This window comes from Thermostichus sp. MS-CIW-26 (assembly GCF_054059115.1).
The window spans coordinates 13,731-34,812 of the sequence record NZ_JBSSBV010000003.1 but is presented as its reverse complement, the minus strand read 5'-3'; the positions used below and the strand labels follow the sequence as shown (position 1 = coordinate 34,812).

Below are 21,082 nucleotides of genomic sequence, written 5' to 3'. Positions count from 1 at the left end.
ATTTTCTCGCCGCGGACTGCAAGTAACTGCCGGCTCTCCTCATCTATCCGATGGCTCTGGTGTTTTGCTCTCAGCTCATCCAGGCCAACCTCTCCCTGGCCGGCCAAGTCAAAATGGTAGAATTGCATCGTTAATCAATCAATGTCCTTCATTGGCCTAGGCTTGCCCATGCTCCAAACCCTACAAAAGCTCCTCGGGGATCCTAACGATCGGAAGATCCGGCAGTACCGTCCTGTCGTCAAGCTGATCAACTCGCTGGAGATCGAGATCGCCTCTCTTTCGGATGCGGAGCTCAAGGCCAAGACCACAGAGTTTCGCCAGCGCTTGGACAGAGGAGAATCTCTGGACGATCTCTTGCCGGAGGCATTTGCCGTGGTGCGGGAGGCCGCCAAGCGAGTTTTGAACTTGCGCCATTACGACGTACAGCTCATCGGCGGCATGGTGCTGCACGAAGGCCAGATTGCCGAAATGAAAACCGGTGAAGGGAAAACCCTGGTCGCCACCCTGCCCGCCTATCTCAACGGTCTCACCGGGAAAGGGGTTCACATCGTTACCGTCAACGGCTACTTGGCGCGGCGCGACTCGGAGTGGATGGGACAAGTGCATCGTTTCTTGGGCCTGACGGTTGGTCTGGTGCAAGAGGGCATGTCGCCCGAAGAAAAGCGCCGCAGCTACAACTGCGACATTACCTACTGCACCAACAGCGAGCTGGGCTTCGACTACCTGCGGGACAACATGGCCACCGATATCAAAGAGGTGATGCAACGGCCCTTTAACTACTGCATCATCGACGAGGTGGACTCAATCCTTATCGACGAGGCCCGCACTCCCCTGATCATCTCCGGTCAGGTGGCTCGCCCCTCCGAAAAATATCTGCGGGCAGCCCAGGTGGCGCGGGAGCTGATCCGAGATGAACACTATGAGGTGGATGAAAAAGCCCGCAACGTCATCCTTACCGACGAGGGGTTTGAAGCCGCCGAGCGGTTGCTGGGAGTCTCTGACCTGTTTGATCCCAAGGATCCCTGGGCGCACTTTGTCTTTAACGCGGTGAAGGCCAAAGAGCTCTTCATCAAGGATGTCCACTACATCGTCCGCAATCAAGAGGTGGTGATCGTGGACGAGTTCACCGGGCGGGTGCTCCCCGGCCGCCGCTGGTCTGATGGGCTGCACCAGGCGGTGGAGGCCAAAGAGGGGGTGCCGATTCAAAGCGAGAGCCAAACCCTGGCCACCATCACCTACCAAAACCTTTTTCTGCTCTATCCCAAGCTTTCCGGCATGACGGGCACGGCTCGCACTGAGGAGGCCGAGTTCGGCAAAACCTACAACCTGGAAGTTACGGTGATCCCCACCAACCGACCCATCCGCCGCAAAGATGCCCCCGACTTGGTGTACAAGACCGAAAGGGGCAAGTGGCAAGCGGTTGCCGAGGAAATTGCCCACATGCACGCCCAGGGGCGCCCCGTCCTTGTGGGCACCACCAGCGTGGAAAAATCCGAACGCCTCTCGGCCATGCTCAAGGAAATGGGGATCCCCCACAACCTCCTCAACGCCAAGCCGGAAAACGTGGAGCGGGAGGCGGAGATCATCGCCCAGGCGGGGCGAAAAGGCGCTGTAACCATTGCTACCAACATGGCCGGTCGAGGCACGGACATCATCTTGGGAGGCAATGCGGAGTACATGGCCCGCCTCAAGCTGCGGGAACGGCTGATGCCCAAGCTGGCTCAATTGGACGCCGACAACCCCTTGGGATCCGTTCAGATGGTGGGACGGGGGGGTGGCCAGGGATTTGGTGGGACAGCACCCAAGCCGAAAAAATCCTGGACGGTGGTCTCCCCCAATTTTTACCCCTGTGAGCTGTCGGCCCGCACCAGCCAAGCCTTGGACGAAGTGGTGGCGGCAGCGGTGACCAAGTATGGGCTGAACCGTCTGCCAGAGCTGGTGGTGGAGGATCTCATCGCAGTAGCTTCCGAGAAAGCGCCGGTGCAGGATCCGCTAATTTTGCAACTGCGGGAGGTTTACAACAGCATCAAAGCCGAGTACGAAAAAATTACTGAGGCCGAGCACGAAGAGGTGGTGAGGCTGGGGGGCCTGCATGTGATCGGTACGGAGCGCCATGAATCCCGCCGTATCGACAACCAGCTGCGGGGCCGCGCCGGGCGACAAGGGGATCCCGGCTCCTCGCGGTTTTTCCTCAGCTTGGAAGACAACCTGCTCAAGATTTTCGGTGGCGAGCGGGTAGCCAAGCTCATGGACATGTTCCGGGTGGAGGAGGATATGCCCATCGAGCACCCGCTGCTCAGCAGCAGCCTGGAGAATGCGCAGAGAAAAGTGGAAGTGTACTACTTCGACATGCGCAAGCAGGTGTTCGAGTATGACGAGGTGATGAACAACCAGCGGCGGGCCATCTACTCAGAGCGGCGGCGCATCTTGGAGGGGGAAAACCTCAAGACCAAGATCCTCGACTATGTGCGCAAAACCGTTGGCGAGATCGTGCGAGCGCATGTCAACCCAGAGCTGCCCCCGGAAGAGTGGGAAATTGACAAGCTGACCGCCAAGATGCAGGAGTTTGTGCCGCTCCTGAAGCAAAACCTCAAGGTTGAAGACCTGCAGGATCTCTCCTACGAGCAGATCTTGGACTACCTGATCAAGCAGGCAGAACTGGCCTATGAGGCCAAAGAGGCTTTTCTGGATACCTTTGAGCCCGGTTTGATGCGCAAGGCAGAGCGCTTTTTCCTGTTGCAACAGGTGGACACCCTCTGGCGGGAACACCTGCAGCAGATGGAGGCGCTGCGGGAAGCTGTGGGCCTGCGAGGCTACGGTCAGAAGGATCCCCTGATCGAGTACAAGAACGAGGGCTACGAGCTGTTCCTGGAGATGATGGACAACATCCGCCGCAACACGGTGTACAACCTATTCATCTTTACTCCCCAAATTGTGCAAGTGCCCCAGGCATCGCGACCGGCTCCGGCACCCACTGCGGCTGCCAGCCCTGATCCCAGCTCTGCTTCAGGGGTGGTGGAAGCCGATTTCACGGAAGAATAATTGGCGTAGAGAGAAGTCAGCGGGGGAGCATGACTCTAGTCAATGATAAGCTCAACTATACTGAAAATAATGTATAATATGTTCAGTACGGATTACTACCAGTTGATCTTTCTGTTTACTTTCGAGTCTGCCAACATGGTAGCCAAAGCAAAGCAGAAAATTGGTAGTAAGACGACACGGAAACTGCGCTTTGGGTATTCTACTCAAAGCTTTGCGGGATACCGCCATTCTGTTTGGAAACAAACAGAATGCTATCGCTGCATAGTTGAACAGTGATGTTCAGCAGTGTTCAGCGTAAATGTATCAGGAGGATCTGTCGTAATGCCTCTTTCAGTTGTGGGTACTGGAAGGTAAAGCCCATCTGCAAAGCCGCTTGCGGGATCACTTTCTGCCCCGTCAAAACCACTTGAGCTGCCTCGCCCAACAGCAGTTCCAACGCCAGCTCCGGCACAGGCAACCAAGAGGGGCGACCCAAGACCTGGCCTAAGGTTCGGCAAAACTCTTCCATCTGCACCGGGTTGGGAGCGGTGGCGTTGAACACTCCGGATCCCTGCTCCAGCAGGAAGCAGACCAAGCTCACCCAATCCTCGCGGTGGATCCAAGACAGCCATTGTTTGCCGGAGCCGATCGTTCCGCCGATAAAGAACTGAAAGGGGGCCAGCATCTGCCCCAGCGCTCCTCCATCCGGACCCAACACAATCCCCGTGCGCAGGATGGCCAAACGGATCCCCAATTCCTCAACCGGCCGGGCGGCAGCTTCCCAAGCTTGACAGACTTCTGCCAGAAAATCTTGGGCCGGGGGATCCGTCTCTGTTAAGGGTTCTCCTGCCGGATGGGATCCGTAGTAACCCACCGCCGAGCTGCTGATCATCACCTGGGGCTTTTGGTTGAGGGAGGCGAGGGCTTGGACAAGGGCCTGGGTGGTTTCCACACGGCTACGACGGATTTCTTTTTTCTTGGTCTCTGTCCAGCGAGAAGAAGCCAAAGGCTCTCCGGCCAAGTTGACAATCCCCTCGTACCCTTCCAGGGCGGCTGCCCAGGCTTGCGGTTGGTAGGGATCGTAGGGCAGCAGCTTGAGGCTGGGGGATTCCCCCAAAATGCGGCGGGCCTGCTCCAGGCGGCGGGTCAAGACCAAAACCTGATCCCCTTGCTCCAGCAGACGGGCCACCAAGCGACGCCCGATAAAACCACTTCCACCTGTGATGACAATGCGCATGATGTGGATCCGACTTGCATCTGCACAAGCCCTGTGCCGCCCTTGTCCTTTGAACGGTGCAGAGCCTTTCCGCTATTCGAACCTCTAGCCTAGCGCGTTTCCTGCCCCGCGTTGGCCATTGCCTGGGATCCCGCCATCCGTTTGCTGAGCTTGGCGAAGTGGCAGAGCCCAAGAAAGCCCAAGAATAAAAATGTTTTGCGGCAAAGCGTAAACTACCCGACTCCGACCGCTAAGCGGTACGGAGCGGGCTTTCAGCAGCCCTGAGCCTGCTTTGCTCTACCAGAGAACAAAACAGGCCCGAACCTCTAGGCTGGTTTACGACAGCCCCCAAAAGCGCAATCACATTCGCACCATTAAAGTCCGCATCCCCTTCCCATCCACAGTGTCCACACTTGAACGACTTACCACTGCGGTAGGATTGCGCAGGGTCGGGATGGATGTGCAGGCACTTGTGGCAGGTCTGGCTGGTGTAGGCGGGCGGCACCAGCACCACAGTCACCCCCGCAACTCTCGCCTTGTATTCCAGAAACTGCCTCAGTTGGTAGAACGCCCAACTGTTGGCCCGCCTACGCTCTGTCTTGCTGCGTGGCTGTTGATTGACCCTTTCCCGGATCCCTGTCAGGTCTTCCAGAGCAATAGCGCTGTTTGTCGCCTTTGCCCTAGAGACAATAGCTTTGGAGATGCGATGATTGACCCACACTTGAAAGCGTCTCTCCTTGCCAGACAGCCGTTGCAACAGTTCTCTGCATCTGCGCCGCGAACTGCGTGTGCCCTTACTGGCTTTGCGTTGGAGTACCGCCCTCAACCGGGAGTAGTGGTCGCGGACTCTGTTCAGCTGCTGTCCATTCCAGTTGTCCCCTTCTGAGGTATGAGCGATATCCGTCCTTCCAAAGTCCACCCCGATCACCTTGTCGGTATCTTGTTGCTTGGGTGGCTTTCCCTCTACGCAAATCTGGATGTAGTAGGAGCCATCCTTCCGCTGGACTAGGGTGGCCGATTTGGGGTTAGAGCCAGCCAGCATCCCACGCTGGTAGTTACCAATGGCCAGTCCAAAGCGCTCTCGCCCTTCCACCGTGGTCAGCGACACTGTCCGGTCTTTCTCGCGGAACGAGAAGATACGAGCGTCGTAGGTAGCGAACCTACGCTTGAACTCTTTAACTGGACGGTTGCGCTGTCTCGCCACTTTGCGGGCGCCGGCCACCCGTCTGCAGACCTGCTGGGCCAAGTTACTGGACAAGCCGAATCGGGCGCGAATCTCGTAGTAGCAAAGGGACTGCAGTTTGACCGCATTGACGATCTTCTCCGGCGTGTTCTGGTTGACCCAGTTCAGTGCCTGCATAAAGGCATCCATCGTCGCGTCCAATTTAGCGGCTTGCGACTGGGACACCTTGAGCTTGCAGGATATGGTCAGGACTTGGCTCATAAGTTCATTGTACTTCATCAAAGCGCATTCCTCCCAACACTGACCCTACGGGTACAGTGCGGGGCTCCTGCGCTAGTAAGCTGACACACCTGGAAAAATCGGCTTCAATAGGCCCTAGCTGCGCTTCTTGGCAGCAGAGGTGGTTCATCGTCCCCCTATTTTCTTCCCTTCACCCGTGACACCCAAGTCTTCTTCCCGTACCCCGGCTCGCCACGTGTCTGTGCGTGCAGAGCAGGTTGCTGGGCCTCGGCTGGACATCTCTGTTGCTCCACGAGTGCATCGCTCCCAAGGGCAGGGATCCCTGGTGCGAGCAAACCTTCCCCCTAGGCAAGGATCTCCGTCTTCTCCCCCAATTTCCAGTCGGCGGACGAGCCCTGTCCAGCGCTCCCGCTCCTCGACTCGATCCCGCCGACGCGGACAGCAAGAACCTGGCCACGAGCCTCCAGTCTGGGAGATGGCCTGTCACATCGGGGTGAATGTCTTGTTTACGGTGGCTGCCCTCAGTGGTTTGTATCGCCTCTTGCCGGTGCAGTTGGCCCAGCATCACCGGCTCCAGGTTCTGGAGCGGCATATCGAGGTCTTGTCCACTCGGATTTCTCGGCTGCAGGAGGGGGTGGATCGGGGTATGGATCCCTTGCAACAAGAGGCCCTGATCAAGGAACGGCTGAATCGGGTGCCGCCCAATCAAATTCAGGTGCGTTTGGTGGATCCCAGTACTCTGGTGGCGGACGATGAGAAGGACGCCCCCCCTTCCTGGATCGGGCAGTCCACCCAGTCGCCTGCCAGGCCGTAGCTAGGATTGTTTGAGAAGCAGGGCCACCTCTTTGGCAAAGTAGGTGAGGATGATATCGGCGCCAGCCCGCTTCATGGCCAGCAGGGATTCCAACATCACTTTTTTGCCGTCGATCCAGCCCTTTTGTTCGGCGGCTTTGATCATGGCGTACTCGCCGCTGACGTTGTAAGCGGCCACGGGCAGATCCGTTGATTCCTTGACTCGGTAGATGATGTCCAGGTAGGCCAGGGCCGGCTTCACCATCACCATGTCCGCCCCCTCGGCTTCGTCCAGCTCCACTTCCTTGATGGCTTCCCGAGCATTGGCGGGATCCATTTGATAGCTTTTCTTGTCTCCCGATTTGGGTGCGGATCCCAGGGCATCGCGGAAGGGACCGTAGAAGGCAGAGGCATATTTGGCAGAGTAGGCCAGGATCGCCACATCGGTATAGCCTTGGTCGTCCAGGGCCTCCCGAATGGCGCCGACGCGACCATCCATCATGTCCGAGGGGGCCACAATGTCGGTTCCCGCCTCTGCTTGGGAGAGGGCTTGCTTGACCAAAACTTCCACCGTCTCGTCGTTGAGGATCACCCCATCCCGCACAATGCCGTCGTGGCCGTCGCTGTTGTAAGGATCCAAAGCCACATCGGTTACCACCAAGATCTCGGGGATTTCCTGTTTAATCCGCCGCACCGCCCGCTGGATCAAGCCTTCCGGGTTGAAGCACTCCCGCCCGGTGGGATCCTTTTTCTCTTCCGGCACCACCGGGAACAGGGCCACCGCCGGGATCCCCAGTTGAGCGGCTTCTTCCACCTCCTTTAGCAGCAGGTCTAGGGTGTAGCGGTAGCAGCCGGGCATCGACTCCACTTCCTGCCGCTGGTTCTCCCCCTCCATGACAAACAGGGGATAGATCAGATCCTGCACCCGCAGGTGGGTTTCCTGAACCATCTGGCGGAAGGCTTCTGTGCGCCGCAGCCGACGGGGACGGTAGATCAGGTCTTGGCTCATGGGAGCAGCAGGAAAGAGGGCGTTTCTATTTTGCCATGAGGTCGGTAGGGGCTGAGCTGGTCGTTGGGCGAGGGGCGACATCCGGGGCAGAGGGGAAATGCCGGGCCAGCCAGCGGTGGAGGGTCTCTTTTACCGCTTCCGCTTGGCAGTCGTGCAAAAGATCGTGGCGCGACCGGGGAAAATCGTGGATCTCTCCCTGGGGCAGCCGACGGGCAAAATCCACAGCTCCGGCAGGATTGACGACGATATCGGCAGAGGTGTAAAGCAGCAAAACCGGCAGGCAGAGCCGATGGGCTTGATCAAGGCAGCGCTGCCCGCTGCGCGCCAGTTCGGCTGTAAATCTGGCCCGCGTCACACCGCACATGTAGGGATCCGCCGCAAAGGCGGCTTGCTGCTCGGGTAGGGAAGTCACCCGCGCCGGCTCGTAGAGGCCAGTTAAGGCCAGCTGGGGAGCAACCCTGTCCAAAACTTGCAGAAGGGCGTGGGTAAAAGGGGTGAAATAGTGGTCGATGCGAAAAGCCGGAGAGATGAGAACCAGGCCCTGCACCTGGCCGGGATGGGCGAGGGCATATTCCGTAACCCAGTTGGCCCCCGCGCTATACCCACACCAGATCTGCGGGATCCCTTTCTGCGGCCAGACCTGCTGGGCGATCCTCTCCAGATCCGCTTGATATTGGCTGAAGCGGTCGATCCAGCAGCGGATCCCGCCGGAGCGACCAAATCCCCGCATGTCAGGCGCCAAAACCTCCCACCCTTGAGCAGCCAACTCGCCGGCCAAAGGGCAAAACCCGCCGCCGTGATCCCCTTTGCCGTGCAAAAGCAACACCCTTCCACAAGGGGATCCCTGGGGCCAGTGGTGCAGAAAAGCTGGGATCCCATCGGAAAGCAGCAACTCCTGGGGCCGATAGATCCCCGACGAAGGTTGCGGCTGAGCTCCCGACCGCCCATCCAGAGCCTCTAAGTCACCTAACCGATCAAAAGGCATGGGCAAATCCAACACACGTCCGGCAAGACCCGGCAAAGCCACAAATCCTATCTTCCTATGTCCCAGTCGCCCGCGAGCGCTGCCGCCGCTGAGGAGTTGCAATCTTTGTTTCCAGTCCAAAATATTTCTTAACAATCTCTGCTCTTGCCGGGGATCCCCGACATGCCGGGCTTTGCAGCCTTTTCTGAGGATGGGATGAAAGGATCTCTCGGGGGGAGACTGGGGCCATTTGCGGGAAAAAGGCCCTCTGAGAGGTATGATGTTGTGAAGAAGTTTTGCGGGGTCTCAGGTTTGACGGGATCCCCTCTCTGGGGTGGTTCACCCTTGTTTTACGATTGCCTTATCGCTTCATCAGTTCACTCAGTCGGAAACGGGTTGCTGAAACTATGCTGTTACTGAAAATCTCTGTTTACGCGGTTGTCATCTTTTTTGTGGGGCTTTTTGTGTTTGGTTTTTTGAGCAACGACCCCTCCCGCAACCCCAACCGTCGAGACCTGGAGTAGGGGATCCCGCCTTGGGCAGCTTGCGAACTCCAGTGATAACTGGCTCATCGCTTGAGGGAGCATGCCTCTGGCCCTGTTTTTGCCGAACCTTGCTGGTTGCCCTAGCTATGGGAGAACGGATGCCCAGGGAGCTCCTGCTGGCGGGGTAGCGACAAAGTTGCTGCTGGTCATGGGTTGCAGCAGCGGTGAGCGAGATTCAGTCTTGTTGCAACTCCGTCCCGCTGGCACGACCTGTGGCAGCCATTCCCCTCTGGAGTGAATGGCCTCGCCTCAAAGCTGGCAACTCGGCTGGCTCACTGGAAGGCGGTAATCAGCAATGTCTGGGATCCGGAGCGATTCTGTTGGTCAAACGCGGTAATCCGGAACTGCCAAACGCCGATGGGATCCCCGAGGGCAACGCGGAAATCGGTACTGAAGCTACAAAAGGTGGCCCCAGGGTTACAGCCGGCCTGCTGTGGGCTGAAGAATTCCCTTTGCACGCGCACGCCACTGGGGTTGAAAGTTTCCAGCTCGATGAACTGCGTTGGACGAGCACCGCCGGGCACACTCACCTGCACCGTAAAAGCCGGCGTGGAGGTGCCCACCCGCACCGAGGTGGGCGCATTGATAAACGAAACCGTTGGGCCTTGGGGTGGGGGCAGGATCGAGCCCCCTGAGCTGCCGCCATCTCCACAAGCAGCCAGCCCAGTGGCCAAAAGGCCGGTGGCCAAAAGGGTGAGAGCAGTCCGTTGCATCCCGCAGTTCCTCACGAAAACCCGTCAATCCTCACAAGACCTGACTAGAATCTACACTCCCCTCAGGGACTGCCGTTAGCACGGCTCTAAGCTACTTTCTGCCTCCACAGCCTGAGAAAGGAGGCGCCCCGACCCAAATCTGCATGGGCCTTTGTGCAGAGTTGATTCCCTTGCTTCAGAGCAGCAGCAAGCGCCGCAACAGCAACGCTATCACTGCAACAAAGCTGGCCACGATGAGCTGTCCCGGCAGAGTATAGCCAGAGTAAAGCCCTATCAACCTCAGCAACTCCTCGTTCCAGGGTTGCGTGGCCAAAAGGTAGAGAATCCCGGTCAGGTGAACCAAGGCCAAAGCCACCAAGCTGCCGGATCCCAACTCTTGGAGGCCCACCGGGGAGTCAGGGATCCCTCCTGCCAACCGCTTCCCATCGACAGCACGTTGGCGGGCCAGAGGAGAAGGGGGTGGATAGGGATCCCGTTGCGGAAAAGCAATTGTCCCGCAGGCCCAAGCTCCTGGCAGAAACCCCAGCAAGTAGCCAAAGGCAGGCTGGTATAGGTACTGCCACCCTCCCCCTTGGGCAAACACCTGTAGCCCTGCCAGCCCCAACCCCAGGTAGACGATCTGGGCGCACACCGCCGCCACCGGCCCCGCCAAACAAGCCGTCAGCAACACGCCCCCAATTTGCAGCGAAAAGCTGTATCCCCCCAACCCAGGCAGCCCGGGCGGAAAACTCAAATGGGTTAGGGTGCCCAAAATGGTCAGGAGGACCCCAATCGCCGTCCAAAGCCATTCCAGAGGAGTTAAGAGCAAGCCAGACCGCATAAACCGAGAGGAAATTTTTCCCTATGCTAAGAAAGGGAAGGGGCAGATGGGGTGGGCAAAAGGTGGTCAAGGCAGAGTGGATTGAACTGGCCCAGGCCCTGGCCGATGCTGCCGGAGCGGTGATTCGCCCCCTGTTTCGCGGAGAACTGCAAGCCGAATACAAAGAGGCCCGCTCCCCAATTGTGACGGTGGCCGACCGGGAGGCAGAGCGGGCCATGCGAGCTTTGCTGATGGCCCAAGTGCCAGAACACAGCATCCTTGGCGAAGAGTTTGGTTTTCACCAGACGGGATCCCTCTATACTTGGGTTTTGGATCCCTTGGATGGCACCATCGCCTTTTCCACCGGCAAGCCCACCTTTGCTACTCTGATTGCCCTCTTGGAAGAAGACCGCCCCATTTTGGGCATCATCGATCAGCCGGTGTTGCGCGAACGCTGGCTGGGGGTACGGGGACAGCCCACTCAATGGATAACCCCCTCCCACCGGCAAGCCGTCCGAGCCAAGGCCAATACCGACCTCAGCCGCGCCTACTTGAGCTGTACCACCCCTGATTTGTTCACCCAACCCGACCAACAACGGTGCTTCCAGGGGCTCAGCCAAGCAGTTCACATTACCTCCTATGGGGGCGATGGCTACCAGTACGGCCTGCTGGCCAGCGGCTGTGTGGATCTGGTGATGGAGTGTGGCCTTGCCCTCTACGATTTTGCTGCCCTTGTGCCGGTGATTGAGGGATCCGGTGGCGTGATTACCGATTGGCGAGGGGATCCCTTAACCCGCACCTCCACGGGAGAAGTGTTGGCGGCAGCCAACCCCAGCTTGCATCGACAGGCCCTGGCCGCGATTCAAAAAAGCGGGATCTACCCAGCGAAATAAGCAGGCTCATTGCCAGGTTTCCACTTGATGTTGCAGCCCAGGCTGGGCTTTTGGTCGGGATCGATGGGCTTGCCGGCCAGAAGGTTATCCAGCGCCGCCCGCAAATCTTTGCCCGTCACCGGCACATCGGTCAGGCTGGGACGGCTGTCGTCCAGTTGACCCCGATAGACCAACTTGCGATCCGCGTCGAACAAGAAAAAGTCGGGGGTGCAGGCGGCGGTGAAGGCTTTGGCCACCTCTTGGGTTTCGTCGTAGCAGAAGGGGAAGGTAAAGCCCAAGGTCTCGGCCATCTTCTTCAAGTTCTCTGGGCTGTCATCCGGGTATTTCTCCACATCGTTGGCGCTGATGGCTACAATGCCGACGCCGCGATCCTTGTAATCTCTGCCAAGGCGGGCCAGCTCCTCTTGCACGTGCTTCACATAGGGACAGTGCTGGCAGATGAACATCACCAGCAGGGCCGGCTTGTCGGCAAAGGTGGAGAGGGAGATGGTTTGGCCGCTCACCACATCCGGCAGGCTGAAGTCAGGGGCTGGGGTGCCCAAAGGCAGCATGGTCGAGGGGGTACGGGCCATAACAAACCTCCGGCGTAAGGTTTCCTCAATCATTGTGGATCATCCTGCTCCCACAGGAGCCGTCGCAAGGGGATCTCGCCGGCAAACGGGAGCGCCGGAAGGGATCCCAAGCAGGCCGGGGACAGCTTTTACAATTGGATAAGGTTGGCAACACGATTGTTGGGGAGCTGAGCCTTGAGCACCGCCGTCTTACCTGCTGCTCCTTTGGTGGATACTCACGTCCACCTCAATTACCCCGATTTTGCCGCGGATCTGCCCCAGGTGGCCGAGCGCTGGCGTCAGACGGGGATCCGGCGTTTGGTGCATTCTTGTGTAACACCAGCAGAATTCCCCCAGTTGCAGGCCATTGCCGACCAGTATCCGGAAGTATTTTTGTCGGTGGGGCTGCACCCTTTGGAGGCGGGCCAGTGGCAGCCCGATTTGGCCGAAAAGATCGCCCACCTGGCCGCCAGCGACGAGCGAGTGGTGGCTATCGGGGAGACGGGCCTGGATTTCTACAAGTCCAACCCGGCGGATATCGAGCGGCAAAAAGAATCCTTCTGGGCCCAGATTGCCATTGCCCAAGCGCAGGATCTGGCGTTGATCGTCCATTGCCGCGAGGCGGCAGCAGCCACCTACGCCATCCTCAAGGAGGCCATGGCCACGGGGGGGCCAGTGCGGGCGGTGATGCATTGCTGGAGCGGATCCCCGGAGGAGACGCGGCTGTTTGTCGAGCTGGGCTGCTTCATTAGCTTCAGCGGCATTGTCACTTTCAAAAATGCCGAGACTGTCCGCCAGTCGGCCTTGGAGGTGCCCCTATCCCAGCTTTTGGTGGAAACCGATTGCCCTTTTCTGGCTCCCACCCCCTTCCGCGGCAAACGCAATGAGCCGGCCTATGTGCAGCGGGTGGCCCAAACCTTGGCGGAGCTGCTTGGGATCCCACCGGAAAAACTGGCAGAAGAAACCAGCCAAAATGCCGCTCGCCTGTTTCAGCTGCCTCTCCTCTAGCTCTGCTTTCCGAGGGCGCGGGTGGACCGTAGGCCATTCCCGACCCTAGATCTCACCCGATCTCAGGCGATTCCAACCCGGGAAACCCTGAGTTACCATTTTTAACTTTTTCTTTAACTTTTCTTTTGAACTCCGACTGCTCTTCTCAAGGGCATCCTATGCTGGAAAAAAGGGATGTATTTTTAGGTACTTTCCGCTAATTCCAGGGGCTAGGGGCTTGCAACTATGGATACTGAAACGTGGGCTGCCGCAGCTCGACCCAGCCGAGACGCCCTCATCAACCGCATCACCCACCAGATTCGGCAATCCCTGGAGCTGGATCAGATCCTGAGGGCGACGGTGGAGGAGGTGCGCGCCTTTTTGGGTACGGATCGGGTGAAGGTTTACCGCTTTGATCCCGAAGGTCACGGAACGGTGGTGGCGGAAGCACGAGGCGGGGAGCGGCTGCCCTCGCTCTTGGGGCTGACTTTTCCGGCAGGGGACATTCCCGAGGAGGCGCGGCGGTTGTTTCGCCTAGCTCAGGTGCGGGTGATTGTGGATGTGGAGGCGCAGAGCCGTTCCATCAGCCAGCCGGAGTCCTGGGGGTTGTCTGCTAGGGATCAGCTGGGCGAGCCGCTACAGCGGCCTGTGGATCCCTGCCATGTTCACTATTTGAAATCCATGGGGGTGGCCTCTTCCTTGGTGGTTCCCCTGATGCATCACCAGGAGCTATGGGGGCTGTTGGTCTCCCATCATGCTGAGCCTCGTCCCTACTCCCAAGAAGAGCTGCAGGTGGTGCAGTTGCTGGCGGATCAAGTTTCCATTGCCATTGCTCAGGCGGAATTGCTGGAGCAGGCGCGGCAGAAGGCGCAGCAGGAACGCCTCATCAACCAAATTGCTGCTCTAGTTTACTCGCCCCTGCACCCGGAGACGACCTTGACCACGGTGCTGGAGCAGCTTGCTGCCGGTTTGCAGGGGATCGGGGCACGGCTGCGGATCCACTTTATGGGCTCAGATACCCTCTGTTGTCATGGCGTGCAACCCCCGGCCAGCTACGACACCTGGCTACAGGAGCAGCTCGGAAGGGCCGGAGGAGCGGGGGGCTGGGTCAAGATGTGGTCGCTCTCCCACTTGGAGAAATGGCCGGAGCTGCAAGAGCAGATGAAGCAGACGCCCATTCGTGGCCTGCTGATGGTACAGCTTGTCTGGAATGACCAGCCCGTGGGCTGGCTGAGCGTGTTTCGCGCGGCCATCTGCCAAGAAACCCACTGGGCGGGTTACCGTTGGTTTGCTCAGGGGGATCCCAGACAAGAACTGCCTTTGATCTCTTTTGCTGCCTGGCGGGAGCTGAAAATTGACGAGCCTAAGGCTTGGTCAGCTGCAGAGCAAGAGCTGATGAGTCGGGTCGGGGTACATTTGGCCCTGTCCATTACGCAAAATCAGCTCTACCGGCAGTTGCAAACCCTCAACGCCCGTCTGGAGCAGGAGGTGCAGGAGCGGACGGCGGCCCTGCAGCGATCTCTGGCTATGGATGCCCTCTTGCAGCGGGTCACCGACCAGGTGCGCAGCAGTTTGGAGGAAGCCCAGATCCTGCGGGCAGTGGTGCAAGAATTGGCTCTGGGGCTGTCCATCCAAGGGTGCGATCTCTGTCTCTACGATTGGGCAGCCGGCCAAGCCACGGTGCGCTACGAATACACCTCTGCCCTACCGCCCGTCGGCGGGATTACCCTGACTTTGGCCGACTACCCCGATCTCTACCGGCACCTGCAAGGGGGTCAAGCGGTGCAATTCTGCCATTTGCCTGGGCAGGGCTGGATCCCCCGCCGGGAAGGGCTGACCCTGCTGGTGTGCCCGCTGCGGGATGACCAAGGGGTGCTGGGGGATCTCTGGCTGGCGAAGCCGGCAGCCGAGTGCTTTGATGAACTGGAGGTGCAGGTGGTGCAGCAGGTGGCGGATCACTGCGCCATTGCCATCCGCCAGGCCCGCCTCTACCAGGCTTCTGTGCAGCAAATTGGTGAGCTGGAGCGCCTCAACCGCCTCAAAGATGATTTTTTGAGCACCGTCTCCCACGAGCTGCGCACCCCCATCACCAACATGAAGATGGCCATCCAACTGCTGAAAACCGCCCGCGCCCCCCAAAAACGAGAGCAATATCTCAAGATTTTGGAGCAGGAGTGTGAGCGGGAGGCGGAATTGGTGAACGACCTGCTGGATCTGCAGCGGTTGGAGCAGGGATCCAAAACGCTCCATCTGGAAGAAGTGCCGCTGGCAACCTGGCTGCCCAGCGTGCTGGAGCCGTTTCTACAGCGGGCCCAGGCCAACCAGCAACGGTTGCAGTGGCAGATCGCGCCGAATGTGGGCAAGGTGCTCACCGATCAAGGTGGCCTGGAGCGGGTGGTGCAGGAGCTGGTCAACAACGCCTGCAAGTATACTCCCCCAGGGTGCAGCATCTGGGTAACAGCGCAGCGCTCTGGCCCGCAGCAGGTGGAAATTCGGGTGATCAACGAGGGAGTAGAAATTCCCCACAGCGAGTGGGAGCGCATCTTCGAGAAGTTCTACCGCATTCCCAGCGGGGATCCCTGGAAACGGGGCGGCACCGGCCTGGGCCTGGCTTTGGTCAAGCAGTGGATGCAGCGGCTGGGGGGCAGCGTCTCGGTGGAGAGTTCTCAAGGCAAAACCTGCTTTACCCTGGTGTTGCCGCAGGGATCCCTGCCTGTGCAGACCTCACCCCTAGCCCACAACTGTGCCTAGCCACATGAGCAATGCCCACTCAGAAGCGTTGCGTTTGGCCGCCGAGCAGTTTAACCGGGGGGAATTTTACGCCTGCCACGACACCCTAGAGGCCCTGTGGATGGAGGCAGTGGATCCAGAGCGGCGTTTTTACCAGGGTCTATTGCAGACGGCAGTGGCCTACTATCACCTGCAGAACGACAATCGCCGTGGCTGCATGATCCTGCTGGGGGAGGCCAACCGCAAGCTGGCGGACTTTCTGCCCACCTACGCTGGATGGGATGTGCAAGCCCTGTGGCAGGCTAACCAGGGCATCCTGCGGCATCTTTCTCAACTGCAACCCCAGGATCCCTTGCCTTATCTAGCCGTCCCCACCCTGAGTTGGGTTGAAGAGTAAACTACCCGACCCTGACTGCTTCGCAGTACAGGGCGGGCTTTCGGTAGCCCTGCAGTTGGCAAGCCAACCACGAACCTCTAGGCTGGTTTACAGCAGCCCCCAAAAGCGCAATCACATTCGCACCATTCAAATCCGCATCCCCTTCCCATCCACAGTGTCCACACTTAAACTTCTTTCCACTGCGATAGGATTGCGCAGGGTCGGGATGGATGTGCAAACACCGGTGGCAGGTCTGCGACGTGTAGGCAGGCGGAACAAGAATCAGAGAAACCCCTGCAGCCCTCGCCTTGTATTCCAGAAATTGACGTAGTTGGTAGAACGCCCAACTGTTGGCCCTGCGCCTTTCGGTTTTGCTGCGGGGTTGTTGATTGACCCTTTCCAGAATCCCTGTCAAGTCTTCCAGAGCAAGAGCGCTGTTTGTCGCCTTTGCCCTAGAGACAATAGCTTTGGAGATGCGATGATTGACCCACGTTTGAAAGCGTCTTTCCTTGCCAGACAGCCGTTGCAACAGTTCTCTGCATCTGCGCCGCGAACTGCGTGTGCCCTTACTGGCTTTGCGTTGGAGTACCGCCCTCAACCGGGAGTAGTGGTCTCGTACCTTGTTTAACTGCTGTCCATTCCAGTTCTTCCCCTCTGAGGTATGAGCGATATCTATCCTTCCCAAATCCACCCCGATCACCTTGTCGGTATCTTGTTGCTTGGGTGGTTTTTTCTCTACGCAAATCTGGATGTAGTAGGAGCCATCTTTGCGCTTGACCAGGGTGGCAGATTTGGGGTTGGAGCCCGCCAACTGTTCTCTCTGGTAACGGCCAATCGCCAGCTCAAAGCGCTCTCGACCCTCCACTGTGGTCAGCGACACCGTCCAGTCTTTCTCGCGGAACGAAAAGATACGAGCGTCATAGGTCGCGAAGCCCCCCTTGAACGCTTTGACGGGGCGGTTTTTCTGTCGGGCAACCTTGCGGGCACCGGCCAGCCGTCTGCAGACCTGCTGAGCCAAGTTACTGGACAAGCCGAACCGGGCACGGATTTCGCAGTAGCACAGAGATTGAAGTTTAACGGCGTTGGTGACTTTCTCGGGCGTGTTTTGGTTGACCCAGTTCAACGCCTGCACAAAGGCATCCAAGGTCGCGTCCAACTTTGCGGCCTGCGACTGGGACACCTTAGAGCTTACAGGAGACGGTCAGGACTTGGGTCATGGTTCTATCGTAACTTCCGCATTCCTCCCGACACTGACCCTACGGGTACAGTGCTGAGCAGGCCCAACAGCGGCCCTAGCGCTTGGAGCGACGGGCTTTGCGCTCAACTTCGTTGCGTCGCCGCCGATCCCGCCAGTCGATGAAGGTAATGTAGCCAACGCCCAGTGTTACGGCTGTCAACAGCAAAAAGATGCTTCCGTAGGCGATGCGGGCGACCAAGGGAAGATCGGTTTCCATGGTGTGAGCGGGGGTAACCCCGTCAATATCGGCGGCAGGAACAACAAGATGAATGCAAGATGGATGTGAGGCTCAATCCAGGCATGACAAACTACATGCCGTTGCGCCCCCAGACCACCAGGGCAATGGAAAGAACGAAGAAGGTGGGGACGGCAATCCAGCCAAGGGTGATGATGTCCATAGGTCTAGCCCAGCTAAAGAGGGGTTATCTCGAGGTGATCCCATTTTACGAGAGGAGATCCCTTGTCAACGGACATCTACGAACACCTGTTTTCAGTTCAAGCTGGCTACAGTGGAGTTAAATCTGAAACATCTGAGCCAAACGAGGTGGGATCCGATGGTACTGGACACATTGCCGCTGGTTGCCGCTGTAGCCATCGCCATTTTTATGCTGGTTTTTTGGGTGCGGGTGGTTCGAGAGGCCATCTGGACAACGGTGGGGATTGTAATCATCTTGGCCGTGTTGTACGTGGTCTTTAGAATTGGCCCGCGGCAGGTGCTGCAGGAGTTGCGGGATCCCTTTGCCCTTCTAGAACAGGTTTGGCAGGTGATCGTCGGCTGGTTCCAGGCCCTTCTCCCCTAGAGTTCGTTATCTGCTATACAGTTCCCTGATACAATAGAAAACACAGGGGGGCAGCCTATTGGAACTGCTGGCGAATGGTTTGTCCAGTCAAAAATCGATTCCCTCTCCGGTTTCCGCACTGCTCTACAGCACCTACGCGACTGAAGTTCTCGCCATGCCTTCTGACCCTGAATGGGATCCCCAAGACCCCACCCCAGAAGATGGGATCCCCATTCCTGCTGGCGTCAGCGGGACGGAGTCCTCAGACATCCAGGTGGAGGTGGAGGATTTGGGGGAGCGCCGCTGCCAAGTGCGAGGTCGCGTCCTGATTCCGGTGGAGCGGCAGCAGGTCTGGCAGGTTTTGACCGACTACGACCATCTGGCGGAGTTTATTCCCAACTTGGTGGAAAGTCGCGTCATTGGCCGTGAGAATGGCCGCACACTGGTACGTCAAGTGGGATCCCAAAAGGTTTTATTTGCCCAATTTTCTGCTGCGGTGGTGCTGGCTATCGAGGAGATCTTTCCTCAGCAGCTTCGCTTCCAAAAAACACAAGGGGATTTTCTTATCTTCGAGGGGTTTTGGGATCTGGCCGATTGGTCGGCCCATCAAACCTTGCTCACCTACCACCTGCAGGTCAAGCCTCCCCGCAGAATGCCTGTCGGTCTGGTGGAGCGCCGCATTTGCCAAGATTTGGCCCTGAACTTACAAGCCATTCGGGAGCGCTGCCTGAGTTTGTCGGATCATTCCAAGCCCGTTTGAGGCGCGCCCAATAGGTACCTCGTTCCCCAAGCGCTCCGCGCCGCTGACGCGACCACTCTCAGCCCTTCTGCCAAAGAAGAGGGGGGCTGGGGAACAGCTTTATTGCCATTTGTGGGATTTGATATTCGAGCTGGAATTTGCCAGGTGGATCCCAGAGGCAAAGTGGGCCGGTGGTCCTTCACCTTTCGAGTCTCAAGCAGCGATCGAGGGCTGTCCTTGGGTGTGTGGGTGCGCTATCGGCAGGGTGAAGTGGAAGGCACTGCCCTGATTGATCCCCCCCGATTCTGCCCAGATGCGCCCCCCCATGGCCTCAATGATCAGTCGGCAAATGGCTAGCCCCAAGCCCGTCCCACCCACCGAGCGCCGCAGGGATCCCTCTGCTTGATAAAACCGCTCGAAGATGGCTTGCAACCGGTCTGGCTCAATGCCGCGCCCGGTGTCGGCAACAGTGAACTTCACCATCGCCCCCGTCGATCCACCGGCTGGTGGCTCCACTTCTGCCCGAATCCAGATCCGTCCGGTGGAAGGGGTAAATTTGCAGGCATTGTCCAGCAGCTTACGCAACACCTCCACCAGCCACTCCCCATCCGCCCTAACCATTGGCAGCCGTTTGGGCAGCACCTGCTCGATGGTGGGCAAGTCTTCGTGCCGCCGTCGCGCTTTGACATTGCTCAGGGCCAGCTCCACACATTCTTGAGCAGACAACGGCTCGATATGCCAGCGAACGCGACCACTTTCCAGCTTGGAGAGGGTGAGAAAGTCCTGCACCAACTCCCGCAGCCGATCGGCATCTTGCAGGGCTGTGTTCAACATTTCCTGGCGCATCTCCAGGGGCATGTCGGGGTCGCTGGCCAAAGACTCCAAACACACCTGAATGGTGGACAGCGGGGTGCGCAGCTCGTGTCCGGTCACGGCAATCAGCTCTGATTTGGCCTGATCCAGAGCTGCCAACTGGCGATTGAGCTCTTCTAGGTGCTGATAGGCTTCTGCCTGCAAGAGGGCTACCCCCACTTGGTTGGCAATGGCTTCTGCCAACTCCAGAGTGGCCGGCTGCCAGCGGTGAGGGTGTTCGTGGTGTAGCTCCAATAGGCCCAGCAACCGCCCTTGATAGAGAATCGGCATGGCCACCCAAGCCCGAATTTGGGCCCGCTGCCACAGCTCCGGCACTCGCTGCAGGCGGGGATCCTTTTGGGTATCCTCGCAGCACACCGCTTGTGCCGAGGCTACTGCCTCCCGCAAAAAAGGGTTGCTGGGAAGAGGCCACAGGGATCCCTTAAGGCTGCCCATCGTTAGGGTGCGGTACTCCTGCTCAATCTGAACAGCAGGGGCCTGGCCATCGTAACGGTAGATCAAACATCGCCCCACCTCTGCCACTTGCCCCAGCTCCTGCACAGCAATTGCCAAAATCTCGCCGGGATCCAAAGACTGGCGAATGGCACTGCTGATGCGGTTGATCAGATGCTCTTTGCGCTCTTGCACCCGAATGGTGCGGTAGGCCCGCTGCAGTTTGTATTGCCCTGCCTGGAGATAGGTGATCAGCCGCTCGGTAAAGGGGCCTGGATTCAGTTGGCTGGCGGAGTTTTGCGGGGATCCCTTGAGGTACTGGCGAAGGGGCTCAAGGCGAGGTTCCAGATCCGGTCGGTAACTGAGGATCTTGGGCAACAGGGCCAAAGCCGCTTGGACTGTAATCTGACGATCAAATGACCAGATCCCATCAAATTGGCGAGCTGCATCCATATCGCTGCTTTGCCAAGGACGCTCCCGCTGCATCTGCAAGCGTTCTCGACACACGAGGCAGGTGGCATAGTGGGCATCGATGACGATCAAGTGCCACTCCTGCACCAAGGGATCCTCTGGATCCAAGGGAATGGTGTGGTAGGGCAGGTCTGTCTGAGCAAAATCCTTTTCTGGGGTCGCCAACACAAACACGTCTTGGGCCATTGCGCTGATGCGCTGGTAGCGCCGTGCCTCCTGGCGGTAGTAGCGCTCCTTTTGAAAGTTAGCGAATACCCACGGGGATCCCTGCCCTTGCAGCACCTGATCCTCAATGGCGTGGCTGAGGGCAACCAAAGAGGATTTGAAATACAGTTGTGGGCGCAGGTGCGGCAAAGCCTGCAGCAGATCGCTCAATAGGGAGGTACGACTCTGGCGAAGGTAAGATCTAGAGCGGGTGGAGGCCATAACCCTACTGGCAAGCACAGATCACAGGCAGTACAGGGACACTTAACCCCAGAGAAGGAGGCTCGCAGTCTAGGTTTAGTCTAACGGTTGGGATCCCGCGGCGGAG

19 protein-coding genes and 1 pseudogene are annotated in these 21,082 nt (G+C 58.4%); 9 read left to right on the top strand and 11 right to left on the bottom strand.

The window, feature by feature from the left end; all coding sequences use genetic code 11:
* The first annotated feature begins 168 nt into the window (after positions 1-168).
* A complete protein-coding gene (secA, locus tag ACVWZU_RS01865) occupies positions 169-3,042 on the top strand; it encodes a preprotein translocase subunit SecA (protein ID WP_457443060.1) in 2,874 nt (957 codons plus the stop codon).
* Between the two features lie 289 nt (positions 3,043-3,331).
* Here secA and thyD read toward each other — a convergent pair whose 3' ends face one another.
* Together thyD and ACVWZU_RS01855 are read right to left on the bottom strand one after the other, a co-directional pair.
* Positions 3,332-4,258, bottom strand: a complete 927-nt coding sequence (thyD, locus tag ACVWZU_RS01860; RefSeq protein ID WP_457443058.1) for a thylakoid membrane protein ThyD — start codon at positions 4,256-4,258, stop codon at positions 3,332-3,334.
* Between the two features lie 229 nt (positions 4,259-4,487).
* Positions 4,488-5,681: an RNA-guided endonuclease InsQ/TnpB family protein gene (locus tag ACVWZU_RS01855; protein ID WP_457443163.1), complete on the bottom strand. Its 1,194-nt coding sequence runs from the start codon at positions 5,679-5,681 to the stop codon at positions 4,488-4,490.
* Positions 5,682-6,135: 454 nt separating this feature from the next.
* On the opposite strand from ACVWZU_RS01855, the gene ACVWZU_RS01850 reads away from it, so the two are divergent.
* Entirely contained in the window at positions 6,136-6,474 is a 339-nt protein-coding gene (locus tag ACVWZU_RS01850; RefSeq protein ID WP_457443056.1) for a slr1601 family putative cell division protein, read from the top strand.
* On the opposite strand, the gene hemB is transcribed toward ACVWZU_RS01850, so the two are convergent.
* Both hemB and ACVWZU_RS01840 read right to left on the bottom strand, forming a co-directional pair.
* Complete coding sequence (hemB, locus tag ACVWZU_RS01845) at positions 6,475-7,461, bottom strand: porphobilinogen synthase (RefSeq protein ID WP_457411533.1); 987 nt, start codon at positions 7,459-7,461, stop codon at positions 6,475-6,477.
* 25 nt (positions 7,462-7,486) lie between these two features.
* Complete coding sequence (locus tag ACVWZU_RS01840) at positions 7,487-8,446, bottom strand: alpha/beta hydrolase (RefSeq protein ID WP_457443054.1); 960 nt, start codon at positions 8,444-8,446, stop codon at positions 7,487-7,489.
* Positions 8,447-8,832: 386 nt separating this feature from the next.
* Between ACVWZU_RS01840 and ACVWZU_RS01835 the strand changes: the two genes are divergently transcribed.
* Entirely contained in the window at positions 8,833-8,949 is a 117-nt protein-coding gene (locus tag ACVWZU_RS01835; RefSeq protein ID WP_011434021.1) for a photosystem II reaction center protein I, read from the top strand.
* A 293-nt stretch (positions 8,950-9,242) separates the two neighbouring features.
* On the opposite strand, the gene ACVWZU_RS01830 is transcribed toward ACVWZU_RS01835, so the two are convergent.
* Positions 9,243-9,683: a hypothetical protein gene (locus tag ACVWZU_RS01830; RefSeq protein ID WP_457411529.1), complete on the bottom strand. Its 441-nt coding sequence runs from the start codon at positions 9,681-9,683 to the stop codon at positions 9,243-9,245.
* A 175-nt stretch (positions 9,684-9,858) separates the two neighbouring features.
* Entirely contained in the window at positions 9,859-10,491 is a 633-nt protein-coding gene (locus tag ACVWZU_RS01825; RefSeq protein WP_457443052.1) for a biotin transporter BioY, read from the bottom strand.
* Positions 10,492-10,526: 35 nt separating this feature from the next.
* Between ACVWZU_RS01825 and ACVWZU_RS01820 the strand changes: the two genes are divergently transcribed.
* The gene (locus ACVWZU_RS01820) at positions 10,527-11,375 is read left to right on the top strand and encodes an inositol monophosphatase family protein (RefSeq protein WP_011434024.1); all 849 of its coding nucleotides are present in this window, start codon (positions 10,527-10,529) and stop codon (positions 11,373-11,375) included.
* Here ACVWZU_RS01820 and ACVWZU_RS01815 read toward each other — a convergent pair.
* On the bottom strand, positions 11,360-11,947 hold the full coding sequence (locus ACVWZU_RS01815) for a thioredoxin family protein (RefSeq protein ID WP_041437584.1): 588 nt from the start codon (positions 11,945-11,947) through the stop codon (positions 11,360-11,362). The two genes, ACVWZU_RS01820 and ACVWZU_RS01815, sit on opposite strands and share 16 nt — an antisense overlap.
* Before the next feature lie 207 nt (positions 11,948-12,154).
* Here ACVWZU_RS01815 and ACVWZU_RS01810 point away from each other — a divergent pair, with 207 nt between their 5' ends.
* The 3 genes from ACVWZU_RS01810 to ACVWZU_RS01800 all read left to right on the top strand — a co-directional run bounded on the left by ACVWZU_RS01810 (position 12,155) and on the right by ACVWZU_RS01800 (position 16,040).
* Complete coding sequence (locus ACVWZU_RS01810; RefSeq protein ID WP_457443161.1) at positions 12,155-12,934, top strand: TatD family hydrolase; 780 nt, start codon at positions 12,155-12,157, stop codon at positions 12,932-12,934.
* 225 nt (positions 12,935-13,159) lie between these two features.
* Complete coding sequence (locus ACVWZU_RS01805) at positions 13,160-15,664, top strand: sensor histidine kinase (RefSeq protein WP_457443050.1); 2,505 nt, start codon at positions 13,160-13,162, stop codon at positions 15,662-15,664.
* 4 nt (positions 15,665-15,668) lie between these two features.
* The gene (locus tag ACVWZU_RS01800) at positions 15,669-16,040 is read left to right on the top strand and encodes a DUF309 domain-containing protein (RefSeq protein WP_457443048.1); all 372 of its coding nucleotides are present in this window, start codon (positions 15,669-15,671) and stop codon (positions 16,038-16,040) included.
* A 1-nt stretch (position 16,041) separates the two neighbouring features.
* Here ACVWZU_RS01800 and ACVWZU_RS01795 read toward each other — a convergent pair.
* The 3 genes and pseudogenes from ACVWZU_RS01795 to ACVWZU_RS01785 all read right to left on the bottom strand — a co-directional run bounded on the left by ACVWZU_RS01795 (position 16,042) and on the right by ACVWZU_RS01785 (position 17,654).
* A pseudogene (locus ACVWZU_RS01795) lies at positions 16,042-17,236 on the bottom strand (RNA-guided endonuclease InsQ/TnpB family protein).
* A gap of 75 nt (positions 17,237-17,311) precedes the next feature.
* A complete protein-coding gene (locus ACVWZU_RS01790; protein ID WP_011434030.1) occupies positions 17,312-17,473 on the bottom strand; it encodes a hypothetical protein in 162 nt (53 codons plus the stop codon).
* A 91-nt stretch (positions 17,474-17,564) separates the two neighbouring features.
* Positions 17,565-17,654 carry a cytochrome b6-f complex subunit PetN gene (locus ACVWZU_RS01785; protein ID WP_244349857.1) on the bottom strand — a complete coding sequence of 30 codons (90 nt, stop codon included), beginning with the start codon at positions 17,652-17,654 and terminating at the stop codon, positions 17,565-17,567.
* A 156-nt stretch (positions 17,655-17,810) separates the two neighbouring features.
* On the opposite strand from ACVWZU_RS01785, the gene ACVWZU_RS01780 reads away from it, so the two are divergent.
* A complete protein-coding gene (locus ACVWZU_RS01780; RefSeq protein WP_049749597.1) occupies positions 17,811-18,056 on the top strand; it encodes a hypothetical protein in 246 nt (81 codons plus the stop codon).
* A 154-nt stretch (positions 18,057-18,210) separates the two neighbouring features.
* Positions 18,211-18,795, top strand: a complete 585-nt coding sequence (locus ACVWZU_RS01775; RefSeq protein ID WP_414329799.1) for an SRPBCC family protein — start codon at positions 18,211-18,213, stop codon at positions 18,793-18,795.
* A gap of 192 nt (positions 18,796-18,987) precedes the next feature.
* Here ACVWZU_RS01775 and ACVWZU_RS01770 read toward each other — a convergent pair whose 3' ends face one another.
* Positions 18,988-20,976, bottom strand: coding sequence for a DICT sensory domain-containing protein (locus ACVWZU_RS01770; protein ID WP_457443046.1), 1,989 nt, complete (start codon positions 20,974-20,976; stop codon positions 18,988-18,990).
* Between the last annotated feature and the right edge of the window lie 106 nt (positions 20,977-21,082).